This is a genomic window from Candidatus Binatus sp., assembly GCF_030646925.1.
In the GTDB taxonomy this organism is placed as follows: Bacteria; Desulfobacterota; Binatia; order Binatales; family Binataceae; genus Binatus.
Genome location: NZ_JAUSKL010000078.1, coordinates 54,789 through 69,890, shown reverse-complemented (window position 1 = coordinate 69,890; position 15,102 = coordinate 54,789). Strand labels below are relative to the sequence as shown.

The 15,102-nt window shown below is 62.3% G+C and carries 15 protein-coding genes; 12 read left to right on the top strand and 3 right to left on the bottom strand.

Annotated elements, in window-relative coordinates:
- Positions 1 to 5 precede the first annotated feature (5 nt).
- The 5 genes from Q7S58_RS13960 (at position 6) to Q7S58_RS13940 (ending at position 4,392) form a co-directional block, all read left to right on the top strand.
- Positions 6 to 1,175 carry a baseplate J/gp47 family protein gene (locus Q7S58_RS13960; protein ID WP_304826734.1) on the top strand — a complete coding sequence of 390 codons (1,170 nt, stop codon included), beginning with the start codon at positions 6 to 8 and terminating at the stop codon, positions 1,173 to 1,175.
- Complete coding sequence (locus tag Q7S58_RS13955; RefSeq protein WP_304826731.1) at positions 1,175 to 2,038, top strand: phage tail protein; 864 nt, start codon at positions 1,175 to 1,177, stop codon at positions 2,036 to 2,038. The genes Q7S58_RS13960 and Q7S58_RS13955 overlap by 1 nt, the downstream gene beginning before the upstream one ends.
- 1 nt (position 2,039) lies before the next feature.
- A complete protein-coding gene (locus Q7S58_RS13950; protein WP_304826728.1) occupies positions 2,040 to 2,504 on the top strand; it encodes a hypothetical protein in 465 nt (154 codons plus the stop codon).
- A gap of 8 nt (positions 2,505 to 2,512) precedes the next feature.
- Positions 2,513 to 3,073 (top strand): hypothetical protein, encoded by a 561-nt coding sequence (locus Q7S58_RS13945; RefSeq protein WP_304826725.1) that lies wholly within the window; start codon positions 2,513 to 2,515, stop codon positions 3,071 to 3,073.
- A 242-nt stretch (positions 3,074 to 3,315) separates the two neighbouring features.
- The gene (locus Q7S58_RS13940) at positions 3,316 to 4,392 is read left to right on the top strand and encodes a TrkA family potassium uptake protein (protein WP_304826722.1); all 1,077 of its coding nucleotides are present in this window, start codon (positions 3,316 to 3,318) and stop codon (positions 4,390 to 4,392) included.
- 6 nt (positions 4,393 to 4,398) lie between these two features.
- On the opposite strand, the gene murF is transcribed toward Q7S58_RS13940, so the two are convergent.
- Complete coding sequence (gene murF, locus Q7S58_RS13935) at positions 4,399 to 5,841, bottom strand: UDP-N-acetylmuramoyl-tripeptide--D-alanyl-D-alanine ligase (RefSeq protein WP_304826718.1); 1,443 nt, start codon at positions 5,839 to 5,841, stop codon at positions 4,399 to 4,401.
- A gap of 123 nt (positions 5,842 to 5,964) precedes the next feature.
- On the opposite strand from murF, the gene purE reads away from it, so the two are divergent.
- Both purE and Q7S58_RS13925 read left to right on the top strand, forming a co-directional pair.
- Positions 5,965 to 6,459 (top strand): 5-(carboxyamino)imidazole ribonucleotide mutase, encoded by a 495-nt coding sequence (gene purE / locus Q7S58_RS13930; protein WP_304826715.1) that lies wholly within the window; start codon positions 5,965 to 5,967, stop codon positions 6,457 to 6,459.
- A gap of 26 nt (positions 6,460 to 6,485) precedes the next feature.
- Positions 6,486 to 7,139, top strand: a complete 654-nt coding sequence (locus Q7S58_RS13925) for a hypothetical protein (RefSeq protein ID WP_304826712.1) — start codon at positions 6,486 to 6,488, stop codon at positions 7,137 to 7,139.
- 6 nt (positions 7,140 to 7,145) lie between these two features.
- On the opposite strand, the gene Q7S58_RS13920 is transcribed toward Q7S58_RS13925, so the two are convergent.
- Entirely contained in the window at positions 7,146 to 7,793 is a 648-nt protein-coding gene (locus Q7S58_RS13920) for a RodZ family helix-turn-helix domain-containing protein (RefSeq protein ID WP_304826709.1), read from the bottom strand.
- Between the two features lie 152 nt (positions 7,794 to 7,945).
- On the bottom strand, positions 7,946 to 9,682 hold the full coding sequence (locus Q7S58_RS13915; RefSeq protein ID WP_304826705.1) for a glycosyltransferase family 39 protein: 1,737 nt from the start codon (positions 9,680 to 9,682) through the stop codon (positions 7,946 to 7,948).
- Between the two features lie 125 nt (positions 9,683 to 9,807).
- Between Q7S58_RS13915 and Q7S58_RS13910 the strand changes: the two genes are divergently transcribed.
- The 5 genes from Q7S58_RS13910 (at position 9,808) to Q7S58_RS13890 (ending at position 15,102) form a co-directional block, all read left to right on the top strand.
- Entirely contained in the window at positions 9,808 to 10,821 is a 1,014-nt protein-coding gene (locus tag Q7S58_RS13910) for a glycosyltransferase (protein WP_304826702.1), read from the top strand.
- Positions 10,822 to 10,859: 38 nt separating this feature from the next.
- The gene (locus Q7S58_RS13905; protein ID WP_304826699.1) at positions 10,860 to 11,834 is read left to right on the top strand and encodes a formyltransferase; all 975 of its coding nucleotides are present in this window, start codon (positions 10,860 to 10,862) and stop codon (positions 11,832 to 11,834) included.
- A gap of 13 nt (positions 11,835 to 11,847) precedes the next feature.
- Complete coding sequence (locus Q7S58_RS13900) at positions 11,848 to 12,813, top strand: GDP-mannose 4,6-dehydratase (protein WP_304826696.1); 966 nt, start codon at positions 11,848 to 11,850, stop codon at positions 12,811 to 12,813.
- 37 nt (positions 12,814 to 12,850) lie between these two features.
- Positions 12,851 to 13,762, top strand: a complete 912-nt coding sequence (locus Q7S58_RS13895) for a polysaccharide deacetylase family protein (protein WP_304826693.1) — start codon at positions 12,851 to 12,853, stop codon at positions 13,760 to 13,762.
- Positions 13,763 to 13,911: 149 nt separating this feature from the next.
- Positions 13,912 to 15,102: a serine hydrolase gene (locus tag Q7S58_RS13890; protein ID WP_304826690.1), complete on the top strand. Its 1,191-nt coding sequence runs from the start codon at positions 13,912 to 13,914 to the stop codon at positions 15,100 to 15,102.

Sequence of the window (15,102 nt, the reverse complement as noted above, 5' to 3'; positions counted from 1 at the left end):
CAAAGATGGCTGCAGGTATCCCGTCGCTGCCGCCGCCGGTGTTCGTTAACGACGCCGACGGACTGGATCCGAACAAGATCCTGGCCGATATGATCGCGGAATTTGAGGCGGCGTCGGGACGAATACTGCAACCGGCGCAGGTCGAGCGATTACTCATTAATCTATATGCGTATCGGGAATCATTAGTCAGAAACGCGATTCAATTCGCGGGCGAGCAGAATCTACTGGCGTTCGCGATATTCCCGATGATTGATTACCTTGGCCAGTTGCTCGGCGTCACGCGGTTGGCGGCGCAGCCGGCGCTGACCACGCTACAATTCACGCTGACCGGGCCGCTAACCGTACCGTTTATTATCACGAAGGGGACCTTGATCGGCACCGCCGACGGGCACTTCACATTCGCGACGACTGCGAGTCTCGCGATCGCTCCAGGAGCCATCACGGGGTTGGTGGGCGCGGCGGCGACAGTGCCGGGCGAAGCTGCCAACGGGTACCTTGCGGAACAGGTGCGGGTACAGATCAATCCGAGTGCGCTGATCGCGAGCGTGGGCAACGTGACGCCGACCGCGGACGGCTCGGCGCCGGAGACCGACGAGCATTTGCGGATGCGAATCCAGCAGGCGCCGAATCAGTTCAGCACGGCGGGTCCGGTGGCGGCTTACCGGTTCTTCGCGATGGGCGCGGACCCGTCGATCGTGGATGCGCAAATAGTCAGTCCGGTACCAGGTACGGTGAATGTATATGTACTCACCGGGCCAGTGACTATTCAGCCCGCGCCCGCGCCGAATCTGGCGGGTATAGCGAGCAGCGAGCTGCTCGCAAAAGTGCAGGCCGCAGTCAACGCGGAGACGGTGAGGCCGCTGACCGACACGGTCAACGCGCTCGCGGTGGTCGAAGTGGATTATCAGATGGTTGCGACGGTGACGATGTATGCCGACGCGGATCCGACCCAGACGATTGCCGCTGCCAGCGCAGCGGCACAGCAGTTCGCAATCGATCTGGCGTCGAAGATCCAGCGCGATATCGTGCCCAGCCAGATCGTGGCGGCGCTGTCCGTGCCCGGAGTCTATGAGGTGACCGTGGACGCGCCGCACTATACGCAGTTGTCGGCCGGGCAATGGGCCAACTGCACCGCAATTACACTGACGCAGGCCTTCAGCCCGGAGCATAGCTGATGGCTGAGCTGTCTTCGCCGCCTTCGATAAACGATCTGCGCACGCAGTCCTTGCTGGTGCTGATCAAGCGGCTGGGCGCGCTCGAACTGGCGCCGTTGCTAGTTTATCGAATCGATTCAGTGCCCGAGAGCGCGCTGCCGTTTCTCGCGTGGCAGTTCGACGTTCTGTCACCGCTCTGGCAGTTGGTCGCGCCGCTTACGGTTGGCGTCGATGCGCTTACGAATATCGATCTGCTGATCGATATCGACAACCTGATCGAGGCCGAGGGCGTTGTAGTAGGCGGAGGCCTGGTCGACCTGGCGCAACGCGATTTGCTGAAGGTCGCGATCCCGCTGCATCGACTTCGCGGGACTCCGTTCGCGATCAAGCGCGCGCTTGGCGCGCTCGGATGGACCGCCGTCGATCTGCTGGAGGGGCAGGCGACGTGGGGCGGGAATGCATATCCGGCGAGCCAGGGCTGGTCGGTGTTCCGGGTGGTCATCAATCTGAAGGACGGCCAGGAAGTGGAGGGGGCGGCGATCGCGTTGGCGCGGGCGGCGATCGATTTCTTCAGGCCGGCGCGCTCGCGGCTCGATTCGATTTGGTTTTCGCCGCCACCAATCGTGGATGAAGCGCCGCTTCCCAACGATAGCTTCACGCTGGATGGGGACGCGCGGGACCAGCTCGACGCGGCGCCGGCGCCGCGCGATGGCGCACTAGTCATTACGATCGGAGCACAGTCGCTCGGCGATCAGATCGGTCCGATCATGCCGCTTTATGACGGCCATTACCGGCACAGCGGAATTACATATGGCGCCAACGAACCGATACTCGCGGATTCAGCGCTGACGTTGAATGGCGCGGCGGTTTTACACGGAGGTTAAGATGGGAAGGCCGGTTGGAATTGTTAGAATCCGCCTGGTCGAAGCGGGCAGGCTGGTTTGGGCATACGAAGGCCGAAACCTGTTCGTGTACGCCGGCCGTCCGGCGCTGGCGTCATTGCTGGGTGGCGATACGGCCGGCGAGTTTGCGTCGGCGATCGGGTTTGCATCGGGATCGAATCCGCCGATGGTAAACGACACCACGCTGACGGCGCCGGCGTATTACAAGGCGCTTGATAGCCACACGCTGGACGGGAACGGCGCGGTGGCACTCGACTGGTCGCTCAGTGGAACAGATACGGGCGCGCTGGGACTGACTATTCAGGAACTGGCACTGTTTGCGAATCGTGCGGCAGTTGGATTGCCGGGTGCGACGGCGCCGACCCCGATGATCGCGCGAAAGACTATCGCGCCAATACTATTTACTACAGGCATGAGTCTCAGTGGCACCTGGACGCTGACTTTCTGAGGTAGTCAATGGCTACACTAGTCGATACCCCAATATACATTGCGAATGAGGTGTACGAGATTCAGGCGACCGATCCGGTCGAGGGCGCGGCGATCGACGCGGGCTTCGACGGAATCGGCATCGCGAACCAGCCGCATCAGCAACTGGCCAACCGGACGTCATTTCTGAAGCAGCGCCAGGACATCAATATCGCGAGTATCGAGGTGTTGCAGTCGTTCATGACCCGTTTCGTGGGATCGATCGACGGCAACGGGTACTTGAAGATCCCGGTCGCGGACATAAATCGCGGCGCGGTGTCGGCGATCGTCGAATGGGGGTCGCAATTTCCAGGCGGCGGACTCGATCTGAATACGACGTATCAAGTGACGTGGCCGCTGGCGTTTCCCAATTCGTGCCTGTGGACGATGGCGGCGCTGTCGAACTCAACGGCGGTGAACACCGGCAAGGTGATCATCGACGTGGTGAGTCTGACGCGGACCGTCGGCGTGTTTCGATCGGATCGGATCGGCGGAGCGCTGGTGACGCAGAAGCCGAATGACGGGTTCTACTGGATGGCGATTGGATTTTGATGCGGCCGACCAGCGATTTGCGTGATCTGGACCGTGTGGAGTTGAACCGGTCGATCGAGAGCGAGTCGATGCGGCGTTAAGATTCGCGTTGAGCGATCGAGCGAATGGTGATAGCGGCTGCCGAAAGGCGGCCGCTTTCGTTTTGTCGCGAGGCTCGCGAGTATAACGGCGAGCGAGGCGGCGGTTGCAGACGAGCGCGATGCCAAGTCGCCGCGGGGGCAGAGTTTAGCCGAGAAGCGGATATGGCGCAGAAGGAAAATCGCGGAGCGAACGCAAATCGATCGCGGGCAGGATCGGACTCTGCGCCGCAGTCCGGATTTTTAGGCAGTCCGGCGCGCCGACTCCTATTTGCGATTACCGGGATAGTAGTTCTGCTGGGCGCGGGAGCCGCGGGCTACATCTTGATCGAGGAGATGACGTTCCTCGACGCGCTCTACATGTCGGTAATTACGATTTCGACGGTCGGCTATCGCGAAGTGAAGCCGCTCAGCGCGGAGGGCCAAATCTTCACGATGGTGTTGATCGTCACCGGCGTCGGAACGGGATTGTACCTGCTGGCGGTGGCGGCCGAGGTTGTGATCGAAGGTCAGCTCAGAGATTTCCTGGGGATCAGCGCGATGCAACGAAAAATCCATCAGTTGGAAAAGCACGTGATCGTTTGCGGGTTCGGGCGCTTCGGCCGCGTGGTCACCGAGGAACTGAAGCGGCACGACGTGCCGGTGGTGGTGATCGAGTCGAATCCGGCGCTCGAAAAAGAGTTGTCGCGCCTTGAGGTGTTGCACGTCAACGGGTCAGCGCTGGAGGACGAAATTCTGGAGGAGGCGGGGATACAGTCGGCGCGCGCGATCGTGGTGGCGACCGATTCCGACGCCGACAATGTGTACATCACGCTGTCGGCGCGCGAGAAAAATCCTGGTATCGCGATTCACGCGCGCGGAGAATCGGAAACGGGACTCCGGCGGCTCAAGTCGGCGGGCGCGAACCAGGTGATCTCGGCCTATCAGCGGGGCGGGATGCGGATCGCGTCGATGATTCTGCGGCCGGCGGTGGTGGATTTTCTCGAACTGGCGACGCCGGGGCATGGCGACGAGATCGATCTGGAGGAAATTGAGATCGAGCCGGGCAGTCATGCGGTGGGGAAGACGATCGAGGCAGTCGAGCGCGGAACTGCGAAGCTCCGAGTGGTCGCGCTGAAGCGCGGCGATGATCCGATCTCGATAATTCCAGACCCGGGCACGATCGTGAAAGAGGGAGATCATCTGGTCGCGATTGGAGACGCGGAGAGTCTGAAGCATCTCGCGGATATTCTGGAAGAGTAGAAATGCCTAAGGGGTGCGGAGCGAATCGAGGATGCGCTCCATCGCCATCCCGCGCGAACCCTTGATCAGCAAGACGTCGCCCGCGCGCACGATCGATGCGATCAATTTTGCGGCGGCGGCGCTGTCCGGCGCCGTGACTAGCATCGTCGTACTGCTGGCGGCGATCACCTCCTTCGCGGCGCACATTTCGGGACCTACGGCCACAAACGCAGCAGGCCGCAAATCGATCACGTCGCGAACGCTCGCTTCGTGCGCCTCACGCGACATCGCACCCAATTCGAGCATATCGCCCATCGCGATCACCAAGCGCGCGCCAAGTCCGTCGGCGACTTCGCGCGCGGCGGCGAGCGCTGCGCGAATCGAGCGGGGGTTGGAGTTATAGGTATCGTCGATCACGCGGATGCCGCGAATCGAGCTGGTCGCGAGGCGTCCAGCTACAGGTTGCACGACTGCCAGCGCATCGGCGATCGCGCGAAGTTCGCCCGCTGTCAGTGGTTCACCGCGCATCGCGGCGACGCCGGCGATCGCGGCGGCGCAGTTGAGCGCGGCGGTTTCGCCGAGGAGATCGATCTGGAGGTCGAGACGGCGGGCATCGTCGTCGCGGCAGAGCGCGGGGCCGAGCGCGATGCGGATTCTCGCGCGTCCATTCGCGCCGACAGTTCGACTTTCGAGCCTGACATCGGAGTCCGGCGACTTGCCGAACGTGAGCCGCTGCAAACGAGCCGGAATTCTTGCGAGCACCAGCGGTTCTTCCGACGACGTGATCGCGCATCGCCGCGTGGTCGAGAACAGCGCCGCCTCTTCGTCGGCGACGTCGTCGAGCGTGCCGATGCCTGCGGTGTGCTCGAGATCGACGTTGAGCACGAGCGCGCAATCGGGCTGGACGATCTGCGCGAGGGCGTCGATCTCGCCGCGCAAGTTGGTGCCGCATTCGAGCACTGCGGCGCGATGCGCGCTGGCGAGCGTGAAAATTGTCATCGGAACGCCGATGCGATTATTGAGATTGCCGACTGTCGCGAGCGTGTCGCCGAAGACGGTGCGCGCCGCCGCCGCGGTGAGTTCCTTGGTAGTGGTTTTGCCAGCCGCGCCGCCGATCGCGATGGTCGGGAGCAAACGCACCGAGCGCATCCGCGCAAGATGGAATTGAGCAAGCTGTCCGAGCGCGACGAGCGTGTCCGGCACTTCGACACAAACGATGCCCGCGAGATGCCTGCCGCTCTCGACGATCGCCGCGGCAGCGCCGCGCTGAATCGCTTGGTCGAGGTGATCGTGGCCGTCGCGCGATTCTCCGCGCAGCGCCACGAACAGCGCGCCGGTCGCGATCGCGCGGGTGTCGATGCTGACGCCGCGGACCTTAGTCGCGAGATCGTCGCGCACCTGAGCGCCGGTCGCCGCCGCGATTTCTGCGAGCGTGAATTCGCATTGATTGCCGGGAATCGGAGTCGCCATCGCCGTTTATTCTGCCGAATTCGTCCGCGCGCTCCTATCCGCAGCTTGACTTGGACTCAAGCTCGAATCAGCCTTCAAGCTCGGAGTGACGAATTTTTCAAAGCGTGAACGGAGAGCGAGCCGATGGCCGATACCAACGCACCGATCGTGGGCGTAATCATGGGCAGCGAGAGCGACTGGGAATACATGTCGGCGGCGTCCGAGGTGATGACGGAGCTGAAGGTATCGCATGAAGTGCGCATCATGTCGGCGCATCGCACGCCTGAGGTTGTGCTGGAGTATTCGGCGAGCGCGGCGGCGCGAGGATTGATGACGATAATCGCGGGCGCGGGCGGCGCGGCGCATCTGCCGGGTGTGGTCGCGGCGAAAACGATCCTGCCGGTGATCGGAGTGCCGATGCCGACGACTTGGCTCAACGGAATCGATTCGTTGCTGTCGATCGTGCAGATGCCGAAGGGCGTGCCGGTCGCGACGATGGCGATCGGCAAGCCCGGCGCCGCCAACGCGGGACTGTTTGCCGCGCAGATAATCGCGCTTGGAGATCGCGAGCTGGCGACGCGGCTGATCGAATGGCGCGCCGCAAGAGCGCAGGAACTGCTGCAGCAGAAGATTCCGTGATCGCGATGTGGCCGAAGAGCAGCGTGATGAGATTAGTCGCTGTGGGCGCGCTGTGTCTCGCGATCGCGGGGACGTCGGTACGGGTGCGCGCCGCCGACATCCAGAAAGCCGGCAAGCTCGAGATTCCCGCGAATGCCAGCGTGGTAGCGATCTGCACCGATCCGGTCGTGCAGAACGTGCTCGGCGACGCGTTGCGGGTCGCGCGGCACTCGCCGCCAGCGGAGCCAACCGAATCGGTGACGCTGACGGTGACCATCAATCAGCAACTGCTGGCGCCCGGCGTCTCGTTGAACCAATTGTTTCCGGGCGATCCGTCGATGGTCGAATTGCTGAAGGCGGCCGGCGCCGAGCCGCCTCCGTTGGGCGACACGGGCAACGCTCCGTCAGCCGATCCGTTCGAAACGCAGGCGCGCGCGCATGCGCTGAATCCGCTCGATCCGATGACGGAGAATTACAAGAACTACCAGGCGATGCGCAATCAGATGAGCGGCGCGAACGCGCCGACTCCGTACGACAGCATCCCGAAGAATGAACTCTACGACACGGTGATCGTCGCGCGCGCATCGATCGAGGGCTCACTCGATCAGTTGAAAGTGGTGGCCGTGGTGCATTCGGGCGACGATCCGCGCAAGGCGAAAATCCTGGTCGCGGAAGAGATCGCGAACGCGGTGTTGCATTAGGCGGTTTTAGTCGTCGAATGCCGGGACCTTGCGGGATGGCGCGATGGCGCGTCCGGCAGGCCTGGAGAACGTCGCGGTCGGACGGGGCGTCGGCGGCGCAAGCGTCGGAATCGCCGCAGGCGCCGCGGGAATGACCGTCGGCAGGATCGTGAGCGGGGCGGGCGTCGCGGCGATCGGCGCGCTCGCGGCGGGCTCGATCGTCTCGCGCACGACCGTGAATCGGCGCCAGACAAAATCGCCGATCAAAATCAAAACCAGCAGCGCGAGAACGACAAACGTAATTGACCGCAAAACTCCGCGGCGTTTCGTCACCATCGTGATCGGTTCCGACATCCGCACTACGTTGCTTTCGGCGTGTTGCATGTCGCGGACGAAGCGCGAGGCAATTTCCTCCGGTTCGAGACCGAGGAAGGCCGCATATTTGCGCAGGAAGGGAATCAGGTAGAGGCGATCGGAAATCAGGCCGTAGTCGTCGGTCTCGATCATCTTGAGATAGAGCAACGGCACATGCGCGTCGGCGACGACCTGATCGCGTGTTAGGCCGCGGCGCTCGCGCGCCTGGGTGAGGATTTGGCTCAGCGGCTGATCGCGATCCGGCGCGGCGGCGATCGCCTCCGGATTTTCGGGCGTGGTATCGGATTTCTTATCAGCCACCGTTATGCAATCTCTTGCCAGTTAAATTGGCGTTGAAAAAACGACATCGATGCGCCGAATTCTCGCGTTCGCCGCAACTCAGAACTTCGCATGCCAGAAAGCTACAGTCGGACCGAACCGATTCCAAGTACCCTCGAAGCGATGCGACGCATTTAGCGACCCGATTGCGCCACGCAGGCGGACGCGGCTGGAGGCGGCGCGAGGCTTCCATTGTACAGCGCATACTTCTTGCCCTCGCATCCGAGCACGACGGGCGCGGGCTTGAGCACTCCGCGCAGCGCGGGGAGATCGCGGGCGTTCGCGATCAGCACCATGCAACTGCCGGAGCCCCAGACTTGACCAAGGCGAGCATCGGAGCCAATCAGGAAGGGGGATTTGACGCGCGAGCCGAGATTCACTTCGGACAATTCGCCCCAATACACGACGCGCGTTTCGCGCCGATGAGTGTAGAAAGGCAGCGACTGCACGTAATGCCGATACGACGCGAGCGCGCATTCGCTGCCCGCGGCGCCGAGATACGGTTCGACCGCGTGCGCGAGGTTTCGATACGTCGAGAGCGATGCTGCATCGTCACGCGCCTTCTCCGCCAGTGCGATCGTGAGGGCCATCGCGATCGCGAGAGCGCCGATACCGAAATTGATCCGGTTGCCAGCGCGGCCAAGCGCATACATCGAGGCGGCGCCGAGCGCGATCGCAACTGCGACGAGAATACCGGTTTGCGCGAGTGCCGGATGCGTCGGATGAAGCGCCACGGCGAGCGCGACGGCGGCGATCGTTGCGATCGCGGCGTTGGCGATCGCGCAGTACTTGAGCACGCGGATGCGATGCTCATCCGCCAGCGAACTCAATCGAGCGAGGCCACATCCGGCGAAGATCGCGAGGGGCGGTAGCGCAGGCAGAATGTAAGTGCCGAGTTTGGAGCGCGGAATCGAAAAGAAAACGAATATTACGATGAACCAAATCAAAAGGAAGCGAGCATCCGAACGCAGCAGAGTGGCGGAGCCTTGGTCGGAAGCGGCGCGCGGAGTGCGCATCGCGGACCATCCGAGCGGCGCGAAGAAAATCCACGGCCAGCATCCGGCAAGCACGATCGGGATGAAAAACCACGGTCCCCATCCATGCTCGCGCGACGAGACGTAGCGCTGCAGATGCTCGTGGATGAAAAAAAAGCGCAGGAAGCCGGGATTCCGCGCCTCCGCGATGACGAACCACGGCATCGCGATCGCAAGGTAGAGCGCAGCGCACCAGATTAGCGGCATCGCCGCGATTTCGCGGAGGCGATGCGCCGCCGCAAGCCAAAGCAAAATGATCGCCACGCCGAGGATTGGCGCAACTGGACCTTTGGCGAGCGTGCCCAATGCGAGCATCGCGGCGGATACGATCATCCAGAAGCGGCTGGTGCGATTGCCGAACGAGCCGCCGCGCGAGGCTCGATAGAAGGAAGCGAGCGCCGCAGTGAGAAAAAAAGCCAGCGCCGGATCGAGCGTCGCGAATCGCGCGAAGGCAAAAAACAATGGCATGAGCATCAGTGCGAGCGCGGAGAGCAAGCCAGCGCTCGCACCGAGCATCGCGTCGGCGAGCGCGGCGGTGACGACGACTTGCCCGATGCTGAAAAGTGCCGACGGCAATCGCACGGCGAATTCTGTCGGCCCGAACAGATCGATCATCGCCGCGTCGCACCAATACACCAGCGGCGGCTTCTCGAAGTAGAGCTCGAAATTGTTGCGCGGGGTGACGTAGTCGCGCGAGGCGACCATCTCGCGCGCGATTTCCGCGTAGCGCCCCTCGTCCGGCTCCCACAGCGCGGGTGCGCCGAGACCCGGAAGGTAGAGCGCAGCCGCCACCAGAGCGCACAGGATCAAACGATTGCGGCGGCTGTTCGCGAGCATGGTCGATGCAGTCTCGCGAGGCCGGTCGTGGCGGTCAACAGGGTCGTCTTTAAATTGATGAATGCGTCTGCAAGAATGTAAAGGCGCGGCAACGAGCCGAAATCGGCAGGCGCCGCGCGACGAGATTGAGTTCCCCAGGCAAAATATCGCCAATTCGAACGACGTCGTTTGCGTCGGCGACGCATCCGCAACTCGTATCGATCGTGGTGCCGGTCTACAACGAATCGGCGAATCTCGAGCGGCTGTGGTCGCGATTGAAGCCGGTGCTCGACACTCTCGACCGTCCGTGGGAAGTCGTATTTATCGACGACGGCTCGCACGATGATTCGCTCAGAATGCTGCGCGAGATTTCCGCCGCGGAGCACGAGCGCGTGCGCGTCGTTGAGTTGGCGCGCAACTTCGGACAGCATTCAGCGATTCTCGCCGGCTTTCGGCAATCGCGCGGCGACGTGGTCGTCACGCTCGACGCCGATCTGCAGAATCCGCCCGAGGAAATCCCGCGCTTGCTCGCCGCGATCGACGATGGCAACGACGTCGTCGGCGGATGGCGCGAAGAGCGGCACGATCGGGCGTATCGCAGATACGCGTCGCGCCTGCACAATCGCCTCACCTCGATGATCGTCGGCGTGCCGATGCATGATTACGGATGCATGCTGCGCGCGTATCGCCGGCATATCGTGGACACGGTCGTGGATTGCGACGAGAAGGCGTCATTCGTGCCGGCGCTCGCCAACACGTTCGCCAAGCGCGTCGCGGAAATTCCCGTCGGCCACGACGCCCGCGCCGGCGGCGAGTCCAAGTACAATCTGTTCGGGCTCGCGAAACTCAGCCTGAATCTCATCACCGGATTTTCGCTGATCCCGATCCAGGCGCTGAGCCTGACCGGCGTCGGCATCTTCGTGCTCGACGCGTTGTTCGCGACGATCCTGCTGGCGCATCGATTGATCTACGGGCCGCAGCAGGAAGGCGCGCTGTGGACGCTGTTCGCGGTGCTGTTCTTTTTCGTCGGCGTGATTTTTCTGGCGCTTGGATTGATCGGCGAGTACGTGGGGCGAATTTACATCGAGGTGCGGCGGCGTCCGACTTATATCGTGCGCGCGGTGCATGGCGCCGCTGACGACGCCATCGACAAGCACTAGCCGCTCGGCTTGCGCACGCGGCTCGCCCACCATCTATCGTGGCAACAGATCGCTCGAATGCCGACACCGCCGAATCGATTCGATCGTCGCGCTGCGTGCTGTTCGCGTATCACGAGATGGGTTTTCGATGCATCAAGGCGCTGCTCGAGATTGGCGCGCCGATTGCCGCGCTGTTTACGCATCGCGACGATCCTCACGAAGAAATCTGGTGGAACTCGTGCGCGCAACTTGCGGAGTCGCATGGCATTCCCGTCCACGCGCCCGATCGTGTCGATGCTTCGGTGGAGGCCGCTGTCGCCGCGATCGAGCCGTCGGTGCTGTACTCCTTCTCCTATCGATACTTGATTAAAGACAGCGTGCTGCGACTCGCGAGCATCGGCGCGTTCAATCTGCATCCGTCGCTGCTGCCCGCGTATCGCGGACGCGCGCCGGTGAACTGGATGCTCGTGAACGGCGAGCGCGAAGCCGGCGTCACGCTGCATCATATGGTTGCGCGCGCCGATGCGGGCGATATCGTCGGACAGCGCGCAGTCGCAATCGACGATGATGACAACGCGCTTTCGCTCTATCGCAAGCTGATCCCGCTCGGCGTCGAATTGATCGCCGAGATGCATCCGCGAATAGTCACCGGCACTGCGCCGCGCCGCAAACAGGATATCTCGCAGGGTAGTTACTTCGGTCGCCGGCGGCCGGAGGATGGACGAATCGATTGGCGATGGCCCGCGCGGCGAATTTTCAACCTCGTGCGCGCCGTGACGCATCCGTATCCGGGCGCATTCTGTTTCGCGGGCGGAAAAAAGCTGCTGGTATGGAGCGCAAGGATTGCGGCCGAAGCCGGAAATTGCGGCGCGCCGGGACAAATCGTGCGACATAATCCCGACGGCTCGATCGAAGTCGCGGCGGGCGAGGGCAGCGTCGCCGTCAGCGTCGTGCAGTTCGAGGATGGCGTCGAGGAAGCTGCGCGCGCGGCGCTAAGCGGCGCAACTGGCGATCGCAATCTCAGGCTTGAATAGCGCGGAGGATCACATGCGCATTTTTATTACTGGCGGCGCGGGATTTCTCGGTTCTCATCTTTCCGACGCGTTCATCGCGCGCGGCGACGAGGTCTCCGTGCTCGATACCGGCTCGATCGGCAAGGTCCGCCACCTGCTGAACAATCCGCGCTTTCAGTATGTGCACGACTCGGTGTTCAATCTGGAATTGCTCGACGGCCTGATCGCCAAGACCGATCTGATCTACCATCTCGCAGCGGTCGTCGGCGTCGAGCACTACGTCGCGGATCCGTATCAAACGCTCAACGTCAACGTGAACGGCACGCAGAATGTGCTGAAGGCCGCCTACAAGTACAACAAGCGCGTCGTGTTCAGTTCGACCTCCGAGGTGTACGGCAGAAATCCCAAGGTGCCGTGGCGCGAGGATGACGATCGCGTGCTCGGCGCGACCAGTATCGATCGATGGTGCTACTCGACGTCGAAGGCGGTCGGCGAGCATTTTTGTTTTGCCTATCACAAGCTCGGGATGCCGGTGACGGTGGTGCGCTACTTCAACGCGTACGGCCCGCGGCTCGATAAGGTCGATGTCGGGCGGCTGTTCACGATCTTTATGGGGCAATTGTTGCGCGGCGCCGATCTTACCGTGGTCGGCGACGGCAAACAGACGCGATGCTTCACCTATGTTACCGACGCGATCGACGCGACCGTGCAGGCGGGCATCAATCCCGCGGCCAATGGCGAAGCGATCAATATCGGCATCGATGTCGAAACCAGCGTGCTCGAATTCGCCGAGCTGATGCTCGAGTTGTTCGGGCCCTCGAAATCGAAAATAACTTTCGTCACGCAGGAAGAAGTGTACGGCAGCAGCTACGAGGACATCCCGCGGCGCGTGCCCGACAACACGAAAATGCGCACGCTGCTCGGCGTCACGCCCAAGGTGAATCTGCGCGAGGGCGTGAAAATCTCGATGGACTGGTTCCGTGCCGAGATGGCGAAGTGATCGCAAATCGATCACCGGTGGAAATCGCACTCAAGCGGTGGAAATAGCTCTTAAGATAGACGTCGACACCCATCAGGGTCTCGAGCAAGGCGTCCCGCGCCTCGCGGAAATGCTCGAGCGCGAGACTGTCGCGGCGAGTTTCTACATCGCGATGGGCCCCGACAATTCCGGCCGCGCGATTTTGCGCGTGTTCCGCAATCGCGGTTTCGTCGGCAAGATGTTTCGCACCAAGGCGGTCGCGATGTACGGGATGCGCACGATTCTTTCGGGCACGCTGCTCCCCTCGCGCCCGATCGCGCTGTCATTTCCGTCCACGCTGCGCGAACTGAAGGCGCGCGGCTTCGAAGTCGGCGTGCACGGCTACGATCACGTGCGATGGCAGGATCATCTCGACGATATCGGCGAGCGCGGCGTGCGCGACGAACTGGCCGACGCGTTCGAGGTGTACCGCGCGATTCTGGGCGAGCCGTCGAAGAGTTTCGCGGCGCCGGGCTGGCGCACCAACGACGCGGCCTCGGTCGCGCTCGATACGATGCATCTCGATTACCGCAGCGACACGCGCGGCATCGTGCCGTACCGATGCGTCGTCAACGGCCAGGTCCTCACGACGCCCGAAATTCCGACTACCTTACCGACGCTGGATGAAGTGATGGGCCGCAGCGATCTGCGCGACGTCGCTGCGGTTCGCGATTTCTACCTCGGCCAATGCCGCGCCGACGCGCTCAATGTGCATACGATCCATGCTGAAACCGAGGGGATGAGCCAGCTTGGAAATTTCACGGCGCTGATTCGTGCACTGAAGGATCGCGGCGCGCTTTTCGTGCAACTTCGCGAGATCGCATCGCGCTTGAATCGCGCAGAGTTGCCAGTATGCGAAATCATCCGCACGACGCTGCCCGGCCGCGCCGGCTGGATCTCGGCGCAGGGCCCGCCGCTCGCGCTCGCCTGAATCCATTTCAACCACTAAGGCGCCAAGTCGGAGGAAAAGGGACGTTTACAAAAACTTGGTGTCTTGGCGCCTTGGCGGTAAGCGCTGACGGGTTGCCGATTCTGTGTTATATCCCGAAAACGTCAAACGGTCCGAGGGAGAATCCTGCGATGCCCGAGCAGAAGCATTTTGCCGAAAATCCGCGTGAAATCGGTCTCGATCCGCAAAAGGTCGAGGCGCTTTTCAATCGCGCCGAGCGCGAAGTGAAAGAAGGACTGCTGCCTTCCACGCAGATCGCGATTGCGCGCAACGGAAAAATCGGCGCGATGCGCACCGTCGGCAACGCGGTGCAGGGCGGCGCTGAAAAGCCTGCCACCAACGAGACCCTCTACACGATTTTCTCGTGCACCAAGGCGATCATGTCGGCCGCCTCGTGGATCCTGATGGGCGAGGGCAAGCTAAGCGCGAGCGAAAAAGTCGCCGACATCGTTCCCGAGTTCGGCACCAACGGCAAAGACGGTATCACCGTCGAGCAAGTGTTGCTGCACATCGGCGGATTTCCCAACGCGCCGTATCCGCAGAGCGAATGGCTCGACAAGTCGAAGCGGCTCGAGCGTTTTTCGAAGTGGCGGCTCGAATGGCCAGTCGGGAGCAAGTACGAATACCATGCGACGTCGGGATTCTGGGCGATCGCGGAAATAATCGAGCGGCGCACCGGCAAGGATTTTCGCCAGTTCGTTTACGATCGAATTTCGACGCCGCTCGGATTGCCTGAACTGCGCGTCGGCCTACCGAAGGAATATCATGGCCGGGTAGCCGAACTGTGCTACGTCGGCGATCCGCTCACCAACGAAGAGCGCAAAAAAATGGGCTTCCCGGAACTGCCTGAAACGGAAGTAACCGAAGAAGCGATCCTCGGCTTCAATCAAGCAATCGTGAAAGAGGCCGGGGTTCCCGGCGGCGGCGGAATCACGACCGCGGGCGACCTCGCGCTGTTCTACCAGGGGCTGTTGCACAATCGCACCGTCGATGGCGCGCCGCTGATCAAGCCGGAAACTTTGCAGGAAGCGCTGCGCGTGCGTTCGGGCGATTACAAGGATCCGATTTTCGGCGTCAAGGTGAATCGCGCGCTCGGCGTGGTCGTCGCGGGCGGTGACGGTCTCGCGAACTATCGCGGCTTCGGCAAAACCAACTCCCCGTATGCGTTCGGGCACGGCGGCGCCGGCGGTCAAATCGGATGGGCCGATCCCGCGACCGGAATTTCGCTCGGCTATTGCACCAACGGCTTCGATCGCAACGACGTCCGGCAGGGACGGCGCGGCGTCGCGCTCTCGAGCCTCGCCGCCGTCTGCGAAGCGTAG

Coding starts and splice junctions, on each gene's coding strand:
- Q7S58_RS13960 (WP_304826734.1), top strand. CDS start 6: ATGGCTGCAGGTATCCCGTCGCTGCCGCCGCCGGTGTTCGTTAACGAC.
- purE (WP_304826715.1), top strand. CDS start 5,965: ATGGCCGATACCAACGCACCGATCGTGGGCGTAATCATGGGCAGCGAG.
- Q7S58_RS13900 (WP_304826696.1), top strand. CDS start 11,848: ATGCGCATTTTTATTACTGGCGGCGCGGGATTTCTCGGTTCTCATCTT.
- Q7S58_RS13940 (WP_304826722.1), top strand. CDS start 3,316: ATGGCGCAGAAGGAAAATCGCGGAGCGAACGCAAATCGATCGCGGGCA.
- Q7S58_RS13955 (WP_304826731.1), top strand. CDS start 1,175: ATGGCTGAGCTGTCTTCGCCGCCTTCGATAAACGATCTGCGCACGCAG.
- Q7S58_RS13945 (WP_304826725.1), top strand. CDS start 2,513: ATGGCTACACTAGTCGATACCCCAATATACATTGCGAATGAGGTGTAC.
- murF (WP_304826718.1), bottom strand. CDS start 5,841: ATGGCGACTCCGATTCCCGGCAATCAATGCGAATTCACGCTCGCAGAA.
- Q7S58_RS13925 (WP_304826712.1), top strand. CDS start 6,486: ATGAGATTAGTCGCTGTGGGCGCGCTGTGTCTCGCGATCGCGGGGACG.
- Q7S58_RS13915 (WP_304826705.1), bottom strand. CDS start 9,682: ATGCTCGCGAACAGCCGCCGCAATCGTTTGATCCTGTGCGCTCTGGTG.
- Q7S58_RS13890 (WP_304826690.1), top strand. CDS start 13,912: ATGCCCGAGCAGAAGCATTTTGCCGAAAATCCGCGTGAAATCGGTCTC.
- Q7S58_RS13950 (WP_304826728.1), top strand. CDS start 2,040: ATGGGAAGGCCGGTTGGAATTGTTAGAATCCGCCTGGTCGAAGCGGGC.